A 20,597-nucleotide genomic window follows, 5' to 3' on the forward strand; every position below is an offset into this window, starting at 1 on the left:
TAGCAGATTTTTACCCTGCTGGTGCCGCCCCAGATTCCGAGGGGTGACGCAGGGCCTTAATCTGGGCCCGTAACTGCTGTAATTCCTGCAAAGCCCCAGGGGTGGTGGCAGCCGCTACGGCCAGTCGGGCGGCCTCTTCCTCGAGCATGCGGATCTTGAGCCGTGAGATGGCCAACAGCAACTCCTCCCGCAGCTGGGCGGGCTGGGTCTCCATCAGGTCGTCTAAGGCTGGATCGGGCTTGGAGAGTTTTAAGAAATATCGCACCGTATCCGAGCCCCGCTCCCTGCCCTCGGCCAGGGCGGCCTCGTGCAGCACGGCAAAGTTCGTCCCAGGATTGGCAGACGTTTTTTCCTGAATCCAGCCCAACAGATCTGCCTGGGATTCGTCTAAAAACCCAGTTAATTCTGGGTCGATATCCACTGACCAGCCGGGCTGACGGACCAGAATCTGCAGCACCCGTTCGGCCAGGGGGCGGATCACAGGCCGGGGCAGACGAATCGGCGGAGGCGTGTTTTTATTCCAGGGTTTTTTAAATCGGCCGGACTGATCGAACGATTTGGCGGGGGCCTGAGTCTGCACCGGCACGGCACTGGCTGGTTCAGCAACATCAAACTGCCGATTCACCCCGCGCAGAATTTGATCCCGCAAGGCATTGGCGGCCATCAGTTTGATCAATCGTTGGGCCTCGGATGCAGCGGCAGCACGGCCCTCGGCAAACTCAAGTTGTTGGCCTTGACTGGCCACTTCAATCAGCCATGCCGATAAAGGCTTGGCCTTTGCCACCCACTCTTTTAACGCATCAGCGCCATACTCACGCACAAAGCTATCGGGGTCGTGTTCTTGCGGTAAAAACGCAAAGTCGATGCGATTTTTTTCCGATGCAAACGGCATGGCCGTTTCTAATGCGCGCGCCGCGGCACGACGGCCCGCCGCATCACCATCGAACATGAAGACCACGTGATCGCTTAAGCGCAACAGCTGTTGCAGATGCTGTGGTGTTGTTGCAGTACCCAGCGTGGCCACGGCATGGCCAAGGCCGTGTTGCGCCAGGGCCACCACATCCATATAGCCTTCGACCACCCAGACCTGCTTGGCATCGCGAATATGGGGCCGCGCCTCAAAAACGCCATAGAGTTCGTAGCCCTTGGAAAAGACCGGGGTCTCCGGTGAGTTCAGGTACTTTGGCTCGTCGTTGCCCAATGTTCTTGCGCCAAAGCCCAACACCTCGCCACGGCCACTCAGAATGGGAAACATGATGCGGTCACGGAAACGGTCGTAACGTTTTCCGCCGTCGCCCTCGATCACCAAGCCCGCATCCACCAAGTCTTTGCTTTGGTAATCACCAAAGACCGATTGCAGTGGCTGCCAGCCCTCGGGTGCGTAGCCCAGGTGATATTTCGCGGCGATCTCACCTGACAAACCGCGGCGCTTTAAATACTCAATGGCCTGCGGCGAATCCTTTAATCGGCGCGCATAAAACTTTGCCGCCTCCAGTAATGCATCACGCAATCTCGCCCGAAAGTCGGTTTCTTTTTTCTTCGCAACGGGATCAACATCGGGCGCCTGCTTGGGCACTTCCAATCCCACACGGCGGGCCAGATCCTCAACGGCCTGCGGAAATGGCAGGCCAAGATGTTCGATTAAAAAACCAAGGGCGGTGCCGTGGGCGCCACAGCCAAAGCAGTGATAGAACTGCTTAGATGGGCTTACCGAAAACGATGGAGACTTTTCGGTATGAAAGGGGCACAGGCCGGAATAATTCGCGCCGGTGCGCTTGAGTTGAACGTATTGACCGACCACTTCTACGACATCAACACGTCGTAGTAGATCGTCAATAAATTGCTGGGGAATCATGGCCTTAGTGTAGGGCCACTGGTTTTTATTTTGCGAGCCTGGACTTCAGAATCTGCGAGACTAGGCCCATATCGGCCTTGCCAGCCAACTGAGGCTTAATCACCGCCATGACTTTGCCCATATCCTGCGGGCCAGCAGCACCAACCTGGGCGATGGCAGCCTGAATGGCAGCGGTCACTTCGGCTTCTGACAACTGGGCCGGCATGTAGGCGGTAAGAATCGCGAGTTCAGCCTGCTCGATATCCACCAGATCTTGACGGCCACCCGCCTGAAACTGGGCGATCGAGTCTTTGCGCTGCTTGATCATTTTCTCAAGCACGGCCAACACGGCGGCATCGTTTAATTCAACGCGCTCGTCGACTTCTTTTTGCTTGATTGCCGCTGTGACCAGACGCAGGGTCGACAGACGACCCGACTCTTTGGCCCGCATGGCGGACTTGATGTCTTCTTGGAGTTGTTCTTTGATGGACATCGCTTGCTGCTTGGCGCCCCGGGAGAACCCAGTCATGGCGCCTGAAGGATGAACAGTAAGTTGAGCGAGAACGCTAGGTAAAGATTAGTACTTGCGCTTGGGCAGCATCATGCTGCGAACACGCTTATAGTGGCGCTTCACAGCGGCCGCTTTTTTACGCTTGCGCTCAGCAGTGGGCTTTTCATAGAACTCGCGTGCGCGCAGCTCAGTCAGCAGACCAATCTTTTCAATGGTGCGCTTGAAACGGCGAAGGGCGGCCTCGAAGGGCTCGTTTTCTTTGAGTCGAACAACAGGCATGTAGGTGTCCTGGCAATAATATGTTGGTAGGGAACCCGTAAGTATCGTGGAGATAAGGATTTCTGGCAAGTGAAGGACCCCCAAATTCCGGCAACAACCAGTGGTCAGGGCCCGGCCGAGCCGGCCCAGGTCTTGATTCTGGGTATTGAGACGTCCTGCGACGAGACGGGCGTGGCCTTGGTTCGGGCCCACCGGAGCGGCAGGCGGGGCGAGATCCTGGCCCAGGCCCTGCACAGCCAGGTGGCGCTTCATGCCGCCTATGGCGGTGTGGTGCCCGAGTTAGCGTCACGCGACCACATTGTTCGACTATCGCCCCTGACCGAGCGGGTCATGGCGGATGCCGGTGTGGGCTGGACTGAAATCGATGCAATTGCTTACACACAAGGTCCCGGTCTGGCTGGCGCCCTGTTGGTGGGGGCCAGCACGGCCCAGGGGATCGCCGCCGCCACAGGCAGGCCGACCATGGGGATTCACCACCTGGAGGGCCACCTGCTTTCTCCGCTTTTGGATGACCGGGCCAGCGGCCTGGACTTCCCATTTCTGGCCCTGTTGGTCAGTGGCGGCCACACCCAGATCATGCAGGTCGACGGTATAGGCAAGTACACACTTCTTGGCGAAACCATAGATGACGCGGCCGGCGAAGCCTTTGACAAAAGCGCGCAGTTGCTTGGCTTTGGTTACCCGGGCGGGCCAGAGATTGGCAAGTGGGCCATGAAGGGTGACCCCAAAAGGTTTGATCTGCCTCGGCCCCTGCTCAAACGGCCCACCCTGGACTTCAGTTTTGCGGGCTTAAAAACGGCTGTGCTGACCCAAGTCCAGAAACTGCAAAAGGCCGGGGAATTAAACGATCAGTCCCGGGCCGACATGGCCGCCGCCGTTCAATCAGCCATTGTCGATGTGCTGATGGCCAAGTGCCGCAAGGCGATTCTGGATACCGGCATCCGGCAGCTGGTGATCGCGGGGGGCGTGGGGGCCAACGCAGAACTCCGCCAGCAATTAACTGGGCTAGAGAAAACCGATGGGGTACGGGTCTGTTTTCCGGCGCCCAGTCTGTGCACCGATAACGGCGTGATGATCGCCTGGGCAGCAGGGCTGAGAATTCTGGCCGGGGCCGCCACCACGCAGGCAGCCGGCACATTTCAGGTACTGCCCCGCTGGCCACTGGCCCAAGAAAATAAGGCCGCCTAGGATTTTTTCTTAAAAGACTTTTCCTGGCCCGACAGCAGCTGAGCAATATTTTTCTTGTGGCGAATCACCAACAAGACGGCAATGCCCAGCACCGACCAAAACGTGACGTCTAGCCCATGACGCCACAAGGTAATTAGAGGTGCTGCCGTTGCTGCAGTTAAGGCCGCCAGCGACGAAATGCCACTTACCTTGGCCATAAACAGCCAAAGCACCCCCACCATTGCGCCCAGCACAGGGTCAAAGGCAAGCAATACACCAAAGGCCGTGGCCACACCTTTGCCGCCCTGGAAACGAAAATAAACAGGAAACAAATGGCCAAGAAACACACTAAAGCCCGCCACTGCCGTGGCCGCCAAGTGCCAATCCGCAGGCAACAGCAATTCGGCAAATGCTTTGGCCGTTAAGACCATGACCAGGCCCTTGGCCGCATCCCCCAGTAGCGTTAACGCGGCGGCGACTTTGTCGCCACTGCGAAGCACATTGGTGGCACCTGGATTGTGTGAGCCATAGGTACGCGGATCATCGATGCCACGCAGGCGGCTCACCACAATGGCAAAAGAAATTGAGCCCACCAGATAAGACAGCAGGCCAATTAGAAAAATAATGAACTCAAATGACATACCGGGATTCTATGCCCGCGGGTGGTGTTTCGCATGAATCGCCTTCAGGCGATCATTGGCCACATGGGTGTAGACCTGGGTTGTTGAAATATCTGCATGGCCCAACAACATCTGCACAGCACGCAGATCGGCCCCATGGTTCAACAGATGTGTTGCAAAGGCATGCCGCAGCGTGTGCGGGGATACCGACATCTGGATGCCCGCTTTGATCGCGTAGTCTTTAATGATTTTCCAAAAACGCTGGCGACTCATGGCATGGCCGCGATCCGTGACAAATAAATCGTCAGCACTTCTTCCCGATAACAACAGGGGCCTGGACTCGCGCATGTATCGCGTAAGCCAGACCATGGCCTCTTCACCAATCGGCACAATGCGTTCTTTGTCGCCCTTGCCGATCACACGAACAATGCCGTCGGAGTGCGAGACATCAATGCTTTTCAGCACAATCAGCTCCGAGACACGCAGGCCTGCGGCATACATCATTTCCAGCATGGCCCGATCACGCAAACCCAGCGCAGAACCTGTGTCAGGGGCGTTGAGCAAGTCTTCCACTTGCGACTCAATCGGTGCCTTTGGAAAACGGGCAGGCCGCTTGGCGCTTTTCAATAACAGGCAGGGATCGTCATCACGCAGGCCTTGCAGCATGAGCCAGCCGTAATAGCGGCGCATGGAAGAAAGCCTGCGATTGGCCGTGCTGGAGCGAATGGCCGCAAAGCGCTCAGAAAAATAACGGCTAATCTGCTCCCGAGATGCTGTGGGCAGCGCTGTCTGGTTGTGGTCCCTGAGCCAGATCGCCAGGTCTCGCAGGTCTTGCCGATAGGCGGACAGTGTGTTTTTTGATAGACCGTCTTCTAGCCACAGACCATCACAGAACCGGTCAATCTCAGCGGCATCTGCGGGGTCAAGAATTGGTGGGGGTGCGTCCTGGCCATGCCGATCAAATTCAGGCGATTTGCCAGCAACGTTAGACTGAGGGCTTTTCTGAGCGGCCATGAACGGATTTTCACTTCTTTTCCCAGACTTCGCCATGATTGTGGCGGGGCTGCTCATGGCCCGCACCCACTGGCTTGGCCGAAGCTTCTGGGATGGCTGCGAGCGACTGATCTACTTTGTGCTCTTTCCTGCTCTGCTCTTTGCTGCCCTGACCCGAACCAATTTTGCAGCTGGCCAGACGGCGATCATGGTGCAAATCGCTGCACTGGCCACATTGATGGCCACCGCACTCGCTGTTCTAACGCGCTGGATTCCTGGCATCAGCCGCATGGACTGGGCATCGGGAATTCAATGCGCTTTTCGATTCAATAGCTATGTCGCCTTTGCATTGGCCGCGCGCGCGGCCGGCAGTGAGGGCTTGGCCTTGATCGCCCTGCTGGTGGGCGTGGTGGTGCCACTGGTCAATGTCTTGGCGGTGTCCTTTCTGGCCAATACCTTTCACCCCATTAAGCTCTTCAAAGAGCTGTCACGCAATCCGTTGCTAATTGCCACACTGTCCGGAATTCTCGCCAATCTGGTTGGATTTAAACCGCCCGATTTGATTTACGGCGTTTTAGATCGGGCGAGTTCTGCTTCCATTGCCCTGGGATTGATGTGTGTGGGGGCGGGCCTAAGTTTTAAGGGCTTTCGCGATACGGCAACACGTTGGTATGCCACCGCTATTACCGCGATTAAGCTCATTGCGCTGCCTGCCATCACCTGGGGGCTATGTGTCTGGTGGGGACTGGAGGGTGTACAGCGGGACATGGCCATTTTATTTGCCACCATGCCATGCGCCAGTAGTGCTTACATTCTTGCAGTCCGCATGGGTGGCAATGGCCCGCTGACCGCTGGCCTGATTTCTGTGTCGACCATTGCTTCCATGGCGACCATCACGGTCTGGTTCGCTGTCTTACCGAGCCTGGGCTAATGCCCATTGCACGTGTTCGCGCACAATCGCAGCGGGATGGTTTACGCGCGCTGAAAGTGCCTGAATCAATTCCTGCCTGAGCGGCTCCGGGCAATTCGGCTTGGCCAGGCTATTGCCCATGGCCACCGCAAGATTGCGCAGCCACTGCACATGGCCTATTCGCAAAATGGCACTGCCCTGATGCCGCGCACGGAACTCTTCTTCCGACCAGCCAAAGAGCTCAATCAGCTGCGCCTGATTCAATCCGTTGCGGACATCAAAATCAGAAAGCGTGGCCACCTGTGCAAACTGATTCCATGGACAGACCTGCTGACAGTCGTCACACCCATACACACGATTGCCAATCAATGGCCGCAGCGCCAGTGGAATGGAAGACTTCAATTCAATCGTTAAATAAGAAATGCATCGGCGGGCGTCCAACTGATAGGGCCCCACAAAGGCCTGGGTGGGGCAGGCCTGCAGGCAGGCCGTGCAAGTACCGCAATGGCCATCAGGTGACTCGGTCTGCTCCGCCGGGTAAGAGACCTCATTAAGCGGCATATCGGTGAGCAAGACCCCCAGAAAAAACATCGAGCCCTGCTCACGGTTGAGTAAGAGTGTGTGTTTGCCGCGCCAGCCCAGACCGCAGCGGCGGGCCAGCTCGACTTCGAGCACCGGGGCCGAATCCACACAGGCACGAAACTGATAGGCAGCAGCCCCGGTGTTTGCAGGGCCGCTACTTGATTCCGTGTTGAACTGGTGCGCCTGATGACTCGCCGATTGCAATTCATCGGCCAGCCGAACCAGTCGCTGACGCAACACCTTGTGATAGTCGCGGCCATGGGCATAGACCGACACCACTGCGGCCGATGGGTCGGCAAGCCGTTCCTGGTGCAGATCGCGCCAGCGCGGCTGAGAGGCTTTTGGCAAATAGTCCATGGTGACCACCACCGCGCGTAAGGTCGTTGCTGTCGTAGCCAGCAATTGGGCGGGCTGCTCACGGATGGGCGCATGCTCAGATAGATAGCCCATCTCCCCTGCAAAACCTTTGGCAAGCCAACTGCGGTACTGCGCCATGGCCGCCTTCAGGAACTGGGGTGCCTGATCCTGGTCTGCATCTAAGTTCACAATACCAACCCGACCAAAGCCCAGAGACTTGGCAATTAGAATGAGGTGATTCGCATCAAACGGCATGCGCAAAAGTATGAGCCAAAACCATAAGCCCCTGCTGCAAGAAGATTTTCCTTCGGTCGACGAGGACCAGGCAGCAGCCATTGCGCGGACCACTGCCGAGCTGGTCCGCCAAACCATCGCTGCACAGCCGGCGGTCAATTCAGGCTTTCGGATTCTGCTACATGGGGGACTGGGCGCGGGCAAGACCACTTGGACACGTCATTTTCTGCAGGCCCTTGGGGTGACCGGCCGCATCAAAAGCCCAAGCTTTAGCGTGGTGGAAACCTATGCACTTGATGGCCTGCAGGCGCACCACCTGGATTTTTATCGCCAATCCAACCCACAAGACTGGCAGGGGGGCGGATTACGCGACCTAATTACCGAACGCGCTATCGCCATCATTGAGTGGCCTGAACACGCAGCGGGCCTGCCACCCGCCGACATCGACATCTGGATTGATTGGGCAGACCAAGAACAGGCCTGTGGCCCAAGGCATTACAAAATGGCCTTGTATCAAAGGCCAGATGGGTTTGATATGGCGCCCTTTTTGCACAACTGGCAAACCAAGACGAAGTTGCGATAAACACAGAACCGTATGCCTCGCCACTCACCCCACACCCCCCAGGCAAAACAAGGTCATCGTGCCGCGGATACGCAAGTGCGCAGCCCGAAACGACGCACCGTATTGCTGACCGCGGGTGCCACACTGCTGCTTGGGGTACGAAGCGGCCCGGCAAACGCCGCACAGATTGTGGCGGTTCGCGCATGGCCCGCAAAAGACTACACACGGGTCACGATCGAACACAACGAAGAGGGGCTAAAGTATTCCACGCAGATTCTGCAAAACCCATTGCGTTTTGTTGTGGATCTTGAAGACACCGTGTTAAGCGATCGGCTCAAAGAGTTGGCCGCCAAGATCGCTGACAACGACCCCTTTATTCAGACCGTTCGCGTGGGCCAATACCAGCCACGGGTGGTACGCCTGGTCTTTGCCCTAAAGCAAGAGATCAATCCGCAGGTCTTTAGCCTGCCTGCGGTGGCCCAATACCAACACCGCCTGGTGCTGGACTTTTACCCCACCACCACAGAAGACCCACTGCTGACTTTCTTGGCCACCTATGAAAAAGAGCGGGCACTGCCGCCATCGGTTGCACGCGCACCCGAGATGTCAGACCCACAGGCACCGGCTGCTGGCCCTGATCGCAAGCCCGTGGTCAGCCGCCTGGTGACGATTGCATTAGATGCTGGTCATGGCGGTGAAGACCCCGGCGCCATTGGTAAACGTGGCACCTATGAAAAAGATGTGGTGCTGGCGATCGCGCGTCGATTAAAGCGGCTGATTGACCAAGAACCCAATATGCGGGCCTATCTGACGCGAGATGGCGATTACTTTGTGCCACTGCATGTTCGAGTACAAAAAGCACGGCGCGTGCAGGCCGATTTGTTTGTGTCGATTCATGCCGATGCCTGGATATCACCCACTGCCCGGGGCTCTTCGGTTTATGCGCTCTCCGAAAAAGGCGCTTCGAGTAGCGCAGCCCGCTGGATGGCCAATAAGGAAAACAGTGCGGATTTGATTGGCGGTGTGAATATTCGGCATCAAGACCGTGCGGTTGCAGAAGTCTTGCTCGACATGTCGACCACTGCCCAGATCAAAGATTCGCTGCAGTTGGGCCAAGCCGTGTTGCAAGAGATTGGCGGGATTAACCGACTGCACAAGACCCGTGTCGAGCAGGCAGGCTTTGCGGTGTTGCGGGCACCGGATATTCCATCGATCTTGGTGGAGACCGCGTTTATCAGCAATCCAGAAGAAGAAGCCCGGCTAAGAGACGACGATTATCAACACCAGATGGGCGCTGCCCTGGTGGCAGGCATCAAGCGTTACTTCAGGGCCAATCCGCCGCTAGCCAAATCCCGCATGATGTAATCTGGCGCCCTTGCCATGACCATACGCCTACTTCCCGACGCACTGATTAGCCAAATCGCCGCAGGCGAGGTGGTCGAGCGGCCTGCCTCCGTGGTCAAAGAACTGCTAGAAAACGCAGTCGACGCCCAATCCCAATCCATTCAAGTCGAACTTGAAGAAGGTGGTATCCGCGCCATTCGTATTCGAGACGACGGCCATGGCATTGCCGCAGATGAGTTGCCACTTGCGGTGCAGCGCCATGCCACCAGCAAGATTGCCTCGCTGCAGGATCTCTCTCGGGTCATGACCCATGGTTTTCGTGGTGAAGCCTTGGCGGCCATTGGTTCGGTATCGCGCATGTCCGTGACCAGCAAAACGGCGCAGGCTCCACATGCCACGCGCATTGATAATCATGGCGGCCAGTGGGCCAGCTCGCCAGCTGCTGGTCCACAAGGCACCCACATTGAAGTGGCCGGGCTATTTGATCAGGTGCCGGCACGCAAACGGTTTCTTAAGTCTGCCGCGACTGAACTGAATCACTGCAAAGACGCCTTTACCCGTATCGCCCTGATTCGGCCAGAAATCTATTGGCTACTGTCTCATCAGGGCCGTGCCATTGCTCGTTATCCGGCGGGCTCTGCAAGCAGCAGAATCGCCCAATGTTTAGATGCCAACGAATCTGAACTGCGCATTATTGATACGCCTGCGGGGCCGATGCGTATCCGGGCCTGGCTGGTACCGCCGACCCAATCGCGGTCGCGGGCCGATGATCAATATTTTTATGTCAATGGCCGTGCCGTGCGTGACCGTGTCTTACTGCACGCTGTGCGCAGCGGCTACCAAGATGTCTTACATGGTGATCGGCAGCCCGCATTTGTCTTGGCACTCGATATTGACCCCGAACTCGTGGATGTGAATGTCCACCCCGCAAAAAGCGAGGTTCGTTTTCGCGAAAGCCAGGCGGTGCATCAGGCCGTCCATCGTGCTGTGCGCGATGCCTTGGGTACCACCATGGTGGCACGGCCTGGTAGCGCAACACCCGACACCACTGGTGCCTCTGCATTTTCAAGATCGTCTTTCCAAGACCGGGCAGCATCCACGGCGTCAATCTTTGGCGCCGCGAATTTCAGTCACCAAGGTGATTCTGCCGGTGCGACTGCAGCAGCATTTCGTTTCTTTGGCCAGAACATACGGGCCTCAGAGCAAGCGCCCGCTGCAGCTGAACCCAGCCACGAGATGCCACTTGGTTTTGCCCTGGCACAACTCCACGGCATTTACATCTTGGCCCAAAATCACCTGGGGCTCGTGCTGGTCGATATGCATGCGGCCCATGAGCGTATCGTTTACGAGGCCTTCAAACGCCAGTTTGAATCCAGTGATCAAGTCATTGCCAGCCAATCTCTGTTGGCTCCCCTGGCGCTGCATGCCAGCCCACTGGAGATGGAAACAATTTCCCAGCATCGCACGGTGCTGACCAAACTGGGCTTTGATATCGATGCCCTTGGCGATCGACAGTTCGCTGTTCGCGCCGTGCCAGCAGTATTGGCCCAAGGGGATCTCACCACGCTGGTCCGTGACACCTTGGCCGATCTTGCCGAACATGGCGCAGCGCTGGGGGTAGAAGCCCAGCGTAACGAGTTGCTGGCCAGCATGGCCTGCCATGCGGCTGTGCGGGCCAATCGCAGCCTGACCATTCCAGAAATGAATGCCCTGCTGCGAGAGATGGAGCGGACCGACCGAGCCGACCAATGCAATCATGGCCGGCCCACCTGGCTACAGCTCTCTATTGCCGATTTAGACAAACTCTTTTTGCGCGGCCAATAACGTGCTCTGCATTCTTGGGCCCACGGCCAGCGGAAAATCAGCTCTGGCCATGGCGCTAGCCAGCGATCATTCACGCGTTGAACTCATCAGCATGGATTCGGCCCTGGTCTATAGGGGCATGGATATTGGCACTGCAAAGCCCACGGCCGCAGAACAACAACAGGTGCGGCATCATCTGATCGACATCATTGAACCCACCGAGTCGTATTCCGCAGCAAGGTTCGTGCATGATGCCACCCAGGCGGCGATCGAGATTCGATCACGCGGCAATATCCCTGTGGTGGTGGGCGGCACCATGCTGTATTACAAGGCCTATGTAGAGGGCCTGGATGATCTGCCCAGCGCACCGCTTGCGATCCGCGAAGCGATTGCGCAAGAGGCCGAACAAATCGGCTGGCCGGCACTTCACCTTCAACTATCCACGATCGATCCAAATACGGCACAGCGATTACAACCCAACGACGCGCAACGTATTTCACGGGCGTTAGAGCTCTATCGTTTTACTGGCCGGCCCATGTCTACATTAATTGCTGAGAGCCAGCCACGACAGACCCAGAACAACACCGATCGGGAGCCACTGGCTGTGGTGGCACTGATGCCCGAGGACCGAAGCCTGCTGCACCGTCGCATCGAATCGCGTTTTCATGCCATGTTGGCTGCGGGGTTTGTCGATGAAGTGCAGCGCTTAAGAGCCCGCGGCGATCTCATGCTTCAGATGCCCAGCATGCGCTGCGTGGGCTACCGGCAGGCCTGGGAATATTTAGACGGGCAGATGAACGTGGATGAATTTGTAGCCGCGGGAATTGCCGCCACGCGGCAGTTGGCCAAGCGGCAGATTACTTGGCTGCGCAGCTTTCAAGACATTCAGAAGATTGATCCGTTTGATTCGGCCAATGGCGGCATGGATGCTGCCTTGGCTGCATGCCGAGCACGCCTAAACTAAAATCGAGCTGCAATCACAACCGACTCTTTCGCGGCACGCTTGCGAAACTTCAACACCTGCAAGTCTTTCGACAACAAAAGGCTTGGCCGCAGGGTATAGGCCAAATCTAAAAAGATCTGATCATCACGGTCTTTGCACTTCCAGGGGGATGCCGCAATGTCGCTGTCAGGCAGCAAACGGGAATGCGCCTGCCACTTTGCCAAAATCTCATCACGTTGCTGGGTGCTCAGTTTAAATTTCTCACGCGCGATCACATCGGCAAATTCATTCAATGTCTTGGAAGATCGAACCGCATTGAATTCCCCTGAAAAAAGCGCCTCTCGCAGAGGCGCTGTCGCAGGGTCTTGAAAGACAAAAATATCCAGCAGAATATTGGTGTCAATGATCACGGGGCCCATTAGCACTTGCCCCGCCTGAACAACACGCTGCGCCAACCCAACAGGGGCTGCGGCTTAATCCACCACAATCGTCTGGGCCTCGTCGCCCACACGCGCGCGAATCTCGCCAATGCGATAGACCAGCTCACCCTGCTGGGTCAGATGGGCCGCCACGGCTTCGGCCTGCTTGGCATCCACCACCACCACCATGCCAATGCCGCAGTTAAAGACACGATGCATCTCGTCTTCTGGCACCTGGCCCTGGGCTTGAACCCAGCGCATCAGTGGCGGCAGAGTCCAGGCGTTTTTATGCAGCACTGCAGTGAGTTGCTCGGGCAGAACACGGGGCACATTGCCCACCAAGCCGCCGCCCGTGATGTGGGCCATGGCCTTGATGGCATCACGGTGGGCTGAGAGCGCCGAGAGCATGGGTTTCACATAAAGCCTGGTCGGCGCAATCACCAGATCCGCAAGCGACTTGGTCTCACCGGGAATGGTGACCCCAGAAAGGGATGACGGCGTGATCTCGCCACAGGCACGCTCTAAGACCTTGCGCACCAGGGAATAGCCATTGCTATGAAACCCGCTCGAGGCCAGACCCAAAAGCACATCGCCCGCAGCAACACGGCTGCCATCCAGAATTTGCGAACGCTCAACCGCCCCCACTGCAAAGCCGGCCAAATCGTATTCACCTGCCGGGTACATGCCGGGCATTTCTGCCGTTTCACCACCAATTAAGGCGCAGCCCGATAGTTCACAACCCTTGGCAATGCCGCCCACCACGGCAGCGGCCGTGTCCACCGAGAGCTGGCCGCAGGCAAAGTAATCCAAGAAGAACAGGGGCTCAGCACCCTGCACCAGAATGTCATTCACGCTCATGGCCACCAGATCAATGCCCACTGTGTCGTGGCGATCCAGGGCAAACGCCAATTTCAGCTTGGTTCCCACGCCATCGGTGCCTGACACCAAGACGGGGTCTTTGTATTTTTTGGGGACCTCGAACAGGGCGCCGAACCCACCAATCCCCCCCAGCACTTCGGGCCGCATGGTCCGTTTGGCCAGGGGCTTGATACGATCGACCAGGGCGTCACCGGCGTCGATGTCCACCCCCGCATCACGATAAGTCATGGGTGTGGTGTTGGCTGTTGCCGGCTTTTTTTCGCTCATGTCGGGGTTTCTTCCTAAAATCGACATTTTATTGAAGTTAACGCGCCTTTTGCGGCGGCAGGAGCCAGATGCAGTTACCCCTTCACCTGATCGACCCACCAGAACCCAAGCTTGAGGATGGGGTGACAGGACGCAATTCGGCAGCGCTCGCCGCACTTGGCCAGATTCTAAAGACCCCCGGCTTTTCAACCCTGTATCTATGGGGGGCCCCAGGAAGCGGTAAAAGCTTCTGGCTCAGGGCCTGGAAGGCCGCCCTGGGCGGCCAGGCCAGCCTGATCAACTGCGATGCCAGCGCCGCACTTTCAGGCGGTGCGGGCGCAGGCCAATTGCTCGCCCAGGCGCTTGAACAGATCGAGGAACCCGGTTCGCCAAGAATCTGGCTACTGGACAATGTTGATCGGGCCGACCGAGCCACAGCCGAGGGACTGTTTCGACTTTACAATGCAGGCCGAGAGCTTGGCCATTGCCTGGTGGCGACCGCCGATCGGCCGCCACTGCGGCTGGAACTGCGGGACGACTTAAGAACCCGGCTGGGCCAAGGCCTGATATTTGAATTGCATGAATTAGACGACGAAGAAAAACGAAATGCCCTGCGCGAGCGGGCTGAGCAACTGGCGCTGCCACTGTCTGAGGACTTACTAAATTACCTGATGACCCGCCTGCCCCGAGACCTGGGGCTTTTGATCCGAGTGCTGGATGGTTTAAACGACTACGCCTTGTCGCAAAAACGGCCAGCCACCATCCCCTTATTGAAAGATTTACTGGATTTGCCAGATGCAACAACTCGCCCTGTTTGATCTCGACAATACGCTTTTGCCAATCGACAGCGATGTATCCTGGGCACAATTTTTGGTGGACCTGAAAGTTGTCAATGCCGACTGGTATTCCAAGCGCAATGACTACTTCTACGTGCAGTATTGCGCCGGCACGCTCGACATTTATGAATTCTTAGACTTTCAGCTTGCGCCACTGGCCCAGCACCCACGGGCGCAACTGCTTGCCTGGCGTGAACAGTTCATTAAAGACGTGATTCGTCCACACCTGCATCCCAAAGCCAAGGCCTTGGTCGAGGAGCACCAACGCAGCGGTGCGCTCTGCGCCATTGTGACGGCGACCAATTCATTTATCACCGGGCCGATTGCCCGCGAGTTCGGCGTGGAACACTTGATCGCCACCGAGGTGGAGATTTCCCCCGATGGCAACTTCACTGGCAAGCCCCACGGATTGCCCAGCTTTCGCGAAGGAAAGATCACCCGGGTTGAGCAGTGGCTGGCCCAACAGGGACTGGGGCTTGACGATTTTTCTGATTCTTTTTTCTACAGTGACTCATTGAATGATCTGCCCCTGCTTTCGCGGGTGAAAACGCCCATTGCCGTCAACCCCGATGAGCGGCTTCGCCACCATGCACAGGCGCAAGGCTGGCAGGTGCTGGACTTATTTGATCGGACGCAGAGCACCGACGACTAAGGCCCATGATCAAAAAACTATTTAAGCGGATTGTTGACCTCGCCCCCAAAAAGCTATCCACCCGGGCCTCGCGGCGCGCCGTTGAGAAAACACTGCACGAACCCGAGATTTTCAAAGCGTCAAAAATCGGCATCGACCGAAAGCTCGCCTCGAACGCCGCCCTGCGAACTGTGGAAGACCTGCAAAAGGCCGGCTTTCGTGCCTTTATTGTGGGTGGTGCGGTTCGTGATCTGCTGCTTGGCATCCGGCCCAAAGACTTTGATGTGGCCACCGATGCCGAGCCCGAACAAGTGCAGCGGGTATTTCGGCGGGCCCGCATTATTGGCCGGCGGTTTCGCCTGGTCCATGTGATGTTTGGCCCAGAGACCATCGAGGTGTCCACCTTTCGTGCGCTTCAGTCTGATGACATCGACGTAGACGAGCATGGCCGAGTGCTGCGAGACAACGTGTTTGGTGAGCAGCACGAAGACGCCACGCGGCGCGATTTCACGGTTAACGCCCTGTATTACGACCCAGTCAGCGACAAAGTGCTGGACTATCACCACGGAGTGAAAGACTTAAAAGCGAAAGTCTTGCGCATGATTGGCAACCCTGATCATCGCTACCGGGAAGACCCAGTCCGCATGCTGCGTGCCATCCGGCTGTCAGCAAAGCTGGGGCTCACCATTGATCCAGCCACCCGCAAACCCATCAAAGCGCTGGCTGACCTGATCAAAAATGTGCCCAATGCCCGTTTGTTTGATGAAATGCTCAAGCTCTTGCAGTCGGGCAATGCCTACGAGGGCCTGCATCAGCTTCGCAATGAGGGCCTGCATCACGGCTGTCTGCCACTGCTTGATCTCGTCTTTGATGCGCAGGCCCCAGAGTCAGAAAAATTTGTCACGTTGGCGCTGAAAGCCACGGACGCACGTATCCATGACCGCAAGCCAATATCGCCCGGATTTTTATTTGCGGCGCTGCTGTGGAACCTGGTGCGTGAACGCTGGCAGAAACGCCATGCGGCAGGCGAGCATCTGATCCCTGCACTGAATGCGGCAATAGATGAAGTGACTGAACAACAGTTGGATGCACTGGCCATTCAGCGGCGCTATGTCTCGGACATGCGCGATATCTGGTTGATGCAGCCACGGTTTGAAAAGCGCCAAGGGGCAACAGCGGCTCGCCTGGTCGAACACATTCGTTTTCGTGCGGGCTACGATTTTTTACTCCTGCGCGCAGAATCTGGTCAGATCGATTCGGCACTGGCCGACTGGTGGACGGACTATATTGCGGCTGATGCCGCAGGCCGCGCCGCCTTGATCAGTCAGGCGGCTGCCGAGCGCTCGGCGAATAAATCCGGATCAACGGGAAGTGGCGGCACTGGCGCAAAGCGGCGCAGACGTCGGCGCAAACCCACGGCCAGCGAGCCGGCGTCGAATACGGACCAATAAGCACCCGCACACCTTTCGGGTGACAAGAGTCCCATCATGATCGAAACGGCCTATATTGGGCTTGGAGGCAATCTCTCAGATCCATTTTCAGCCATTGCCCAGGCGCTCGATGTCTTGCGTCAATCCCCCGGCATTGTTGGTGTGCGGTCATCGGCCTGTTATCGCACCACTCCAGTCCAATCCAGTGGGCCAGATTTCTGTAATGCCGTTGCCGAAATCAACACGAATCTGACGGCGGCCGAGATCTTGACCTTGTTGCTGTCGATTGAGCAGCAGTTTGGGCGTGCACGCTCGGTTCGCAATGCCCCAAGAACCTTGGACCTGGACTTGATTGCCTATGGTCACCAGCGACAGACGGACCCGTTTGTCACCATTCCCCACCCCAGGGCGCATGAGCGGGCCTTTGTGCTGGTTCCGCTATGCGAACTCAATCCCAATGTGCTGCTGGGGCCGCCCGAGCATCCGGCACTCATGCCTGCCGCCCATTGGAAGGCCTTGTTGACAGCGTCTCAGCTTGGGGAAGTCCGGCCCTGGTGATGCGACAATAGTCGCCATGAGCACGATTCCCGCACGCCCAACGGCGCGCCCCCCCTGGGCAGACCGCTTCCGATCCATTGTGATCGAGGGGCCAATTGGCGTGGGCAAGAGCAGCCTGGCCATTAAATTTTCTGAGCGATTCGGCTACGCGCCTCTGCTCGAGACCCCTGCCGAGAATCCGTTTTTAGCGAAGTTTTATCGCGACAGCAGCCGCTACGCACTGGCCACCCAATTGTTTTTTCTGTTTCAGCGGGTCGACCAGCTGCGCGACATTACCCAGCGAGATCTGTTTGCCGAGCATGTGGTGAGCGACTTCATGATGGAAAAAGACCAGCTTTTCGCGGGTCTGACCCTATCCGATGAGGAACTCGCGCTCTATCGAAAAATATACGAAGTGCAGCAGCCGCAGGCCCCACAGCCCGATCTGGTGATTGTGCTGCAGGCCACGGCCGACGCCCTGATTGACCGAATTCGTCAACGTGGCATTGCCATGGAGCAGAACATGTCAGAAGACTACCTGCGCCACTTGGCCGACGCCTATACCAATTTCTTTCATCACTACGATGCGGCGCCTGTGTTGATCGTGAACACCGAGCAGCTCAACCCCATTGATCGGGAAGAAGACTTTCAAGCCCTGGTACAACAGATTGCCAATTTCAAGGGGCGCCGCAGTTACTTCAACGCCCTGCATAACTAAGCCAAACCCCGCATGAAGATTGTTCATACGATTGCCGAATTGCGCGCCCAACTACGCGGCCAATTGCGCACTGCCTTTGTGCCCACCATGGGCAATTTGCACGAAGGGCACCTGTCACTCATGCGGCTTGCGGCCAATCATGGGGACCCAGTCGTAGCGTCCATCTTTGTCAACCGGCTTCAGTTTGGGCCCAATGAAGACTTCGACAAATATCCGCGGACAATGGACGACGATATTGCCAAGCTTGAAGCAGAAGGCGTCTATGTCTTGTTTGCCCCGAACGAACGAGAGATGTATCCCGTTCCCCAAGAGTACCGGGTGAACCCGCCCCATGATCTGGGCGACATTCTGGAGGGAGAATTTCGGCCTGGCTTTTTTGTCGGTGTCTCCACCGTGGTGATGAAGCTCTTTCAGTGTGTGCAGCCGCAGGTCTCAGTCTTCGGAAAAAAAGACTATCAGCAGCTCATGATTATTCGGCGGATGTGCGAACAGTTCTCGATTCCCACCCAGATCATTCCCGCAGAGACAGTTCGTGATCAAGATGGTCTGGCACTCTCTTCACGTAATCGATATCTCAGCCCCAGCGAGCGCCAGGAAGCCATCTGGCTCTACAAGACCTTGCAGCAGGTGGCCCAGCGGGTACGCGACGGCCAGGCCAGCACACAACTGCGGCCAGATGATATTGCCGATTTAGAATCCGCCGCCAAACAGGTGTTGGATCAACGTGGCTGGAAGACCGATTACATCTCGATCAAACGCCGGCGGGATTTAAAAAGCCCAGAAGCCGCCGATCTTTCCCAGCCCGATCAACTGGTGGTGCTCGGTGCAGCCAAGCTTGGCGCCACCCGGTTGATTGACAATCTTGAAATTTGAAACAAGGGATCCTTGAGGTCTAAATTTCTGAATCAGAAGGTGCCAATGAAAAAAGCCTGCGACGAACATCGCAGGCTTTTTAATTTATGCAATTTCAGTTCGGAAATCGCATGACCCGAATCAACTTATCGGATCACGAGTGCCACCACTAGGGCGATCAAAAATATGATCGCCATGGTTTTTAAAATGGTACGGTTGTTTTTCTCGGGTGGGTTCATGCGGCCGTCCTTTGCTGCTGACGCCAGGTCAGCAGCTTACCAACAGCAATGACGAACACCACGCCAATCCACGCCAGGGTGTGGGTGGGGATACTCACAGTGGTCGTCCAGAGGTCTTTCAAGCCCGGGTCGTTTTGAATCATTTCACCGGCCAGGTAGCCCAATAAACCACCGCCCAGAACCACAATCCAAGAGAAGCGATTCATCAAGGACAAGACAATCTTCGATCCCCAAACGACCAGGGGGATCGAGAGCGCCAGACCAAAGACCAACAGGAACATGCTGCCCTTGGCCGCACCGGCCACGGCAATCACGTTGTCCAGCGACATAGCAAAGTCGGCAATCACGATGGTTTTGATTGCCGCCAAGAGCTTGTCTTTGCCCTCGATCTCGTGGCCGTCGTCTTCGGCCTGCGGCATGACGAGTTTCACGCCGATCCAGACCAATAAGAGCCCACCAAATGTTTTGAGATAAGGAATTTCAAGGAGTTGCACCGCGAACGCCGTGAGGACCACCCGCAAAAGAATCGCGGCGGTGACCCCCCAGAAAATGCCCAATCGGCGCTGCTTGGCGGGCAGGTTACGGCAGGCCAACGCAATCACGATGGCGTTATCGCCTGAGAGCAGCAAGTCGATCCAGACGATCTGCAGCAAGGCGATCCAAAACGCGGTGCTTCCGAAATCCATTCGTGTTTCCTTAAAAAATTAGGGGGACAGTTTGATCTGAAACGGCTTTCACCGACTTCGGATGCTGCCCCCCACTATTATGCCGTTGGCATTACATGACTGACTTGAGTAATTTCCCCATCTCCGAGGGGTTCTTGGTGGTCTTGATGCCACAGGCTTCCATGATTTCCAGTTTCGCTTGTGCCGTATCAGCACCACCAGAAATCAATGCACCGGCGTGGCCCATGCGTTTGCCCGGGGGAGCGGTCACACCCGCGATAAAGCCAACGATGGGCTTTTTCATATGGTCTTTGGCCCACATCGCAGCGTTGACTTCATCGGGGCCGCCGATTTCGCCAATCATGATGACGGCATCGGTCTCGGGGTCGTCGTTAAAGAGTTTCAAGACATCGATGTGCTTTAGACCGTTGATCGGATCCCCGCCAATACCAACAGCAGAAGACTGACCCAGGCCCATCTCGGTGACCTGCCCAACGGCTTCGTAAGTCAACGTGCCAGAACGCGACACGATGCCGATACGGCCCTTGCGGTGGATGTGGCCCGGCATGATGCCGATCTTGATTTCTTCGGGTGTGATCAGGCCGGGGCAGTTTGGCCCGAGCAAGAGCGTGCGCTTATTGGCCGCTTTCATCTTGTTGCGCACGACCATCATGTCGCGCACAGGGATGCCCTCGGTAATACAAATGACCAAGTCCAGGTCTGCCTCTACGGCTTCCCAGATGGCATCAGCTGCGCCTGCGGGCGGCACATAAATGACAGAAACCGTGGCGCCCGTTGCACTCTTGGCATCTTTGACTGATGCGTAGATGGGAATGCCCTCGAAGTCTTCGCCTGCTTTTTTGGGGTTCACGCCAGCAACAAAACAGTTCTTGCCGTTGGCATAGTCACGGCACATGCGGGTGTGAAACTGGCCGGTCTTACCGGTGATGCCCTGGGTGATGACCTTGGTATCTTTATTGATCAGAATTGACATGTGGTTCTCCGG

Annotated in this window: 22 protein-coding genes; 12 read left to right on the top strand and 10 right to left on the bottom strand. The window is 56.8% G+C overall.

Annotation, left to right across the window (positions count from 1 at the left end; genetic code table 11):
- Positions 1-10: 10 nt before the first annotated feature.
- The 3 genes from dnaG to rpsU form a co-directional block, all read right to left on the bottom strand.
- Positions 11-1,855, bottom strand: coding sequence for a DNA primase (gene dnaG, locus AOB54_08715; GenBank protein WVN41551.1), 1,845 nt, complete (start codon positions 1,853-1,855; stop codon positions 11-13).
- 25 nt (positions 1,856-1,880) lie between these two features.
- Positions 1,881-2,327 carry a GatB/YqeY domain-containing protein gene (locus AOB54_08720; protein WVN41552.1) on the bottom strand — a complete coding sequence of 149 codons (447 nt, stop codon included), beginning with the start codon at positions 2,325-2,327 and terminating at the stop codon, positions 1,881-1,883.
- Positions 2,328-2,411: 84 nt separating this feature from the next.
- Positions 2,412-2,624 (bottom strand): 30S ribosomal protein S21, encoded by a 213-nt coding sequence (gene rpsU / locus AOB54_08725; protein WVN41553.1) that lies wholly within the window; start codon positions 2,622-2,624, stop codon positions 2,412-2,414.
- A gap of 69 nt (positions 2,625-2,693) precedes the next feature.
- Here rpsU and tsaD point away from each other — a divergent pair, with 69 nt between their 5' ends.
- Positions 2,694-3,812, top strand: coding sequence for a tRNA (adenosine(37)-N6)-threonylcarbamoyltransferase complex transferase subunit TsaD (gene tsaD / locus AOB54_08730; protein ID WVN41554.1), 1,119 nt, complete (start codon positions 2,694-2,696; stop codon positions 3,810-3,812).
- Here tsaD and plsY read toward each other — a convergent pair.
- Positions 3,809-4,432 (bottom strand): glycerol-3-phosphate 1-O-acyltransferase PlsY, encoded by a 624-nt coding sequence (gene plsY, locus AOB54_08735; GenBank protein ID WVN41555.1) that lies wholly within the window; start codon positions 4,430-4,432, stop codon positions 3,809-3,811. The genes tsaD and plsY overlap by 4 nt on opposite strands.
- A gap of 9 nt (positions 4,433-4,441) precedes the next feature.
- A complete protein-coding gene (gene xerD, locus AOB54_08740; protein ID WVN41556.1) occupies positions 4,442-5,425 on the bottom strand; it encodes a site-specific tyrosine recombinase XerD in 984 nt (327 codons plus the stop codon).
- Between xerD and AOB54_08745 the strand changes: the two genes are divergently transcribed.
- Positions 5,424-6,335: an AEC family transporter gene (locus tag AOB54_08745; GenBank protein ID WVN41557.1), complete on the top strand. Its 912-nt coding sequence runs from the start codon at positions 5,424-5,426 to the stop codon at positions 6,333-6,335. The two genes, xerD and AOB54_08745, sit on opposite strands and share 2 nt — an antisense overlap.
- On the opposite strand, the gene queG is transcribed toward AOB54_08745, so the two are convergent.
- Entirely contained in the window at positions 6,318-7,508 is a 1,191-nt protein-coding gene (gene queG / locus AOB54_08750; GenBank protein ID WVN42812.1) for a tRNA epoxyqueuosine(34) reductase QueG, read from the bottom strand. The two genes, AOB54_08745 and queG, sit on opposite strands and share 18 nt — an antisense overlap.
- Before the next feature lie 10 nt (positions 7,509-7,518).
- On the opposite strand from queG, the gene tsaE reads away from it, so the two are divergent.
- From tsaE to miaA, 4 genes are all read left to right on the top strand, one after another.
- Positions 7,519-8,070 (top strand): tRNA (adenosine(37)-N6)-threonylcarbamoyltransferase complex ATPase subunit type 1 TsaE, encoded by a 552-nt coding sequence (gene tsaE / locus AOB54_08755; GenBank protein WVN41558.1) that lies wholly within the window; start codon positions 7,519-7,521, stop codon positions 8,068-8,070.
- A 75-nt stretch (positions 8,071-8,145) separates the two neighbouring features.
- Complete coding sequence (locus AOB54_08760) at positions 8,146-9,414, top strand: N-acetylmuramoyl-L-alanine amidase (GenBank protein WVN41559.1); 1,269 nt, start codon at positions 8,146-8,148, stop codon at positions 9,412-9,414.
- Between the two features lie 15 nt (positions 9,415-9,429).
- Positions 9,430-11,217, top strand: a complete 1,788-nt coding sequence (mutL, locus tag AOB54_08765) for a DNA mismatch repair endonuclease MutL (protein WVN41560.1) — start codon at positions 9,430-9,432, stop codon at positions 11,215-11,217.
- A 1-nt stretch (position 11,218) separates the two neighbouring features.
- Positions 11,219-12,160, top strand: coding sequence for a tRNA (adenosine(37)-N6)-dimethylallyltransferase MiaA (gene miaA / locus AOB54_08770; GenBank protein ID WVN41561.1), 942 nt, complete (start codon positions 11,219-11,221; stop codon positions 12,158-12,160).
- Here the strand turns inward: miaA and AOB54_08775 are convergent.
- Both AOB54_08775 and purM read right to left on the bottom strand, forming a co-directional pair.
- Positions 12,157-12,558, bottom strand: coding sequence for a putative toxin-antitoxin system toxin component, PIN family (locus tag AOB54_08775; GenBank protein WVN42813.1), 402 nt, complete (start codon positions 12,556-12,558; stop codon positions 12,157-12,159). The genes miaA and AOB54_08775 overlap by 4 nt on opposite strands.
- A 54-nt stretch (positions 12,559-12,612) precedes the next feature.
- On the bottom strand, positions 12,613-13,704 hold the full coding sequence (gene purM, locus AOB54_08780) for a phosphoribosylformylglycinamidine cyclo-ligase (protein WVN41562.1): 1,092 nt from the start codon (positions 13,702-13,704) through the stop codon (positions 12,613-12,615).
- Between the two features lie 68 nt (positions 13,705-13,772).
- On the opposite strand from purM, the gene AOB54_08785 reads away from it, so the two are divergent.
- The 6 genes from AOB54_08785 to panC are packed head-to-tail and all read left to right on the top strand — an operon-like array spanning position 13,773 to position 18,708.
- Positions 13,773-14,501 carry a DnaA/Hda family protein gene (locus AOB54_08785; GenBank protein WVN41563.1) on the top strand — a complete coding sequence of 243 codons (729 nt, stop codon included), beginning with the start codon at positions 13,773-13,775 and terminating at the stop codon, positions 14,499-14,501.
- Positions 14,479-15,171, top strand: a complete 693-nt coding sequence (locus AOB54_08790) for an HAD family hydrolase (GenBank protein ID WVN41564.1) — start codon at positions 14,479-14,481, stop codon at positions 15,169-15,171. Before AOB54_08785 ends, AOB54_08790 begins: the two co-directional genes overlap by 23 nt.
- Positions 15,172-15,176: 5 nt before the next feature.
- Complete coding sequence (gene pcnB / locus AOB54_08795) at positions 15,177-16,601, top strand: polynucleotide adenylyltransferase PcnB (protein ID WVN41565.1); 1,425 nt, start codon at positions 15,177-15,179, stop codon at positions 16,599-16,601.
- Positions 16,602-16,637: 36 nt separating this feature from the next.
- Positions 16,638-17,138 (top strand): 2-amino-4-hydroxy-6-hydroxymethyldihydropteridine diphosphokinase, encoded by a 501-nt coding sequence (gene folK / locus AOB54_08800; GenBank protein ID WVN41566.1) that lies wholly within the window; start codon positions 16,638-16,640, stop codon positions 17,136-17,138.
- Positions 17,139-17,154: 16 nt separating this feature from the next.
- The gene (locus tag AOB54_08805) at positions 17,155-17,835 is read left to right on the top strand and encodes a deoxynucleoside kinase (protein WVN41567.1); all 681 of its coding nucleotides are present in this window, start codon (positions 17,155-17,157) and stop codon (positions 17,833-17,835) included.
- Between the two features lie 12 nt (positions 17,836-17,847).
- A complete protein-coding gene (panC, locus tag AOB54_08810; GenBank protein WVN41568.1) occupies positions 17,848-18,708 on the top strand; it encodes a pantoate--beta-alanine ligase in 861 nt (286 codons plus the stop codon).
- 214 nt (positions 18,709-18,922) lie between these two features.
- Here panC and AOB54_08815 read toward each other — a convergent pair whose 3' ends face one another.
- Both AOB54_08815 and sucD read right to left on the bottom strand, forming a co-directional pair.
- The gene (locus tag AOB54_08815) at positions 18,923-19,612 is read right to left on the bottom strand and encodes a TerC family protein (GenBank protein WVN41569.1); all 690 of its coding nucleotides are present in this window, start codon (positions 19,610-19,612) and stop codon (positions 18,923-18,925) included.
- 91 nt (positions 19,613-19,703) lie between these two features.
- The gene (gene sucD, locus AOB54_08820) at positions 19,704-20,585 is read right to left on the bottom strand and encodes a succinate--CoA ligase subunit alpha (protein ID WVN41570.1); all 882 of its coding nucleotides are present in this window, start codon (positions 20,583-20,585) and stop codon (positions 19,704-19,706) included.
- Between the last annotated feature and the right edge of the window lie 12 nt (positions 20,586-20,597).

It is taken from the genome of beta proteobacterium MWH-UniP1, from assembly GCA_036362785.1.
Lineage (GTDB): Bacteria > Pseudomonadota > Gammaproteobacteria > Burkholderiales > Burkholderiaceae_A > Lacustribacter.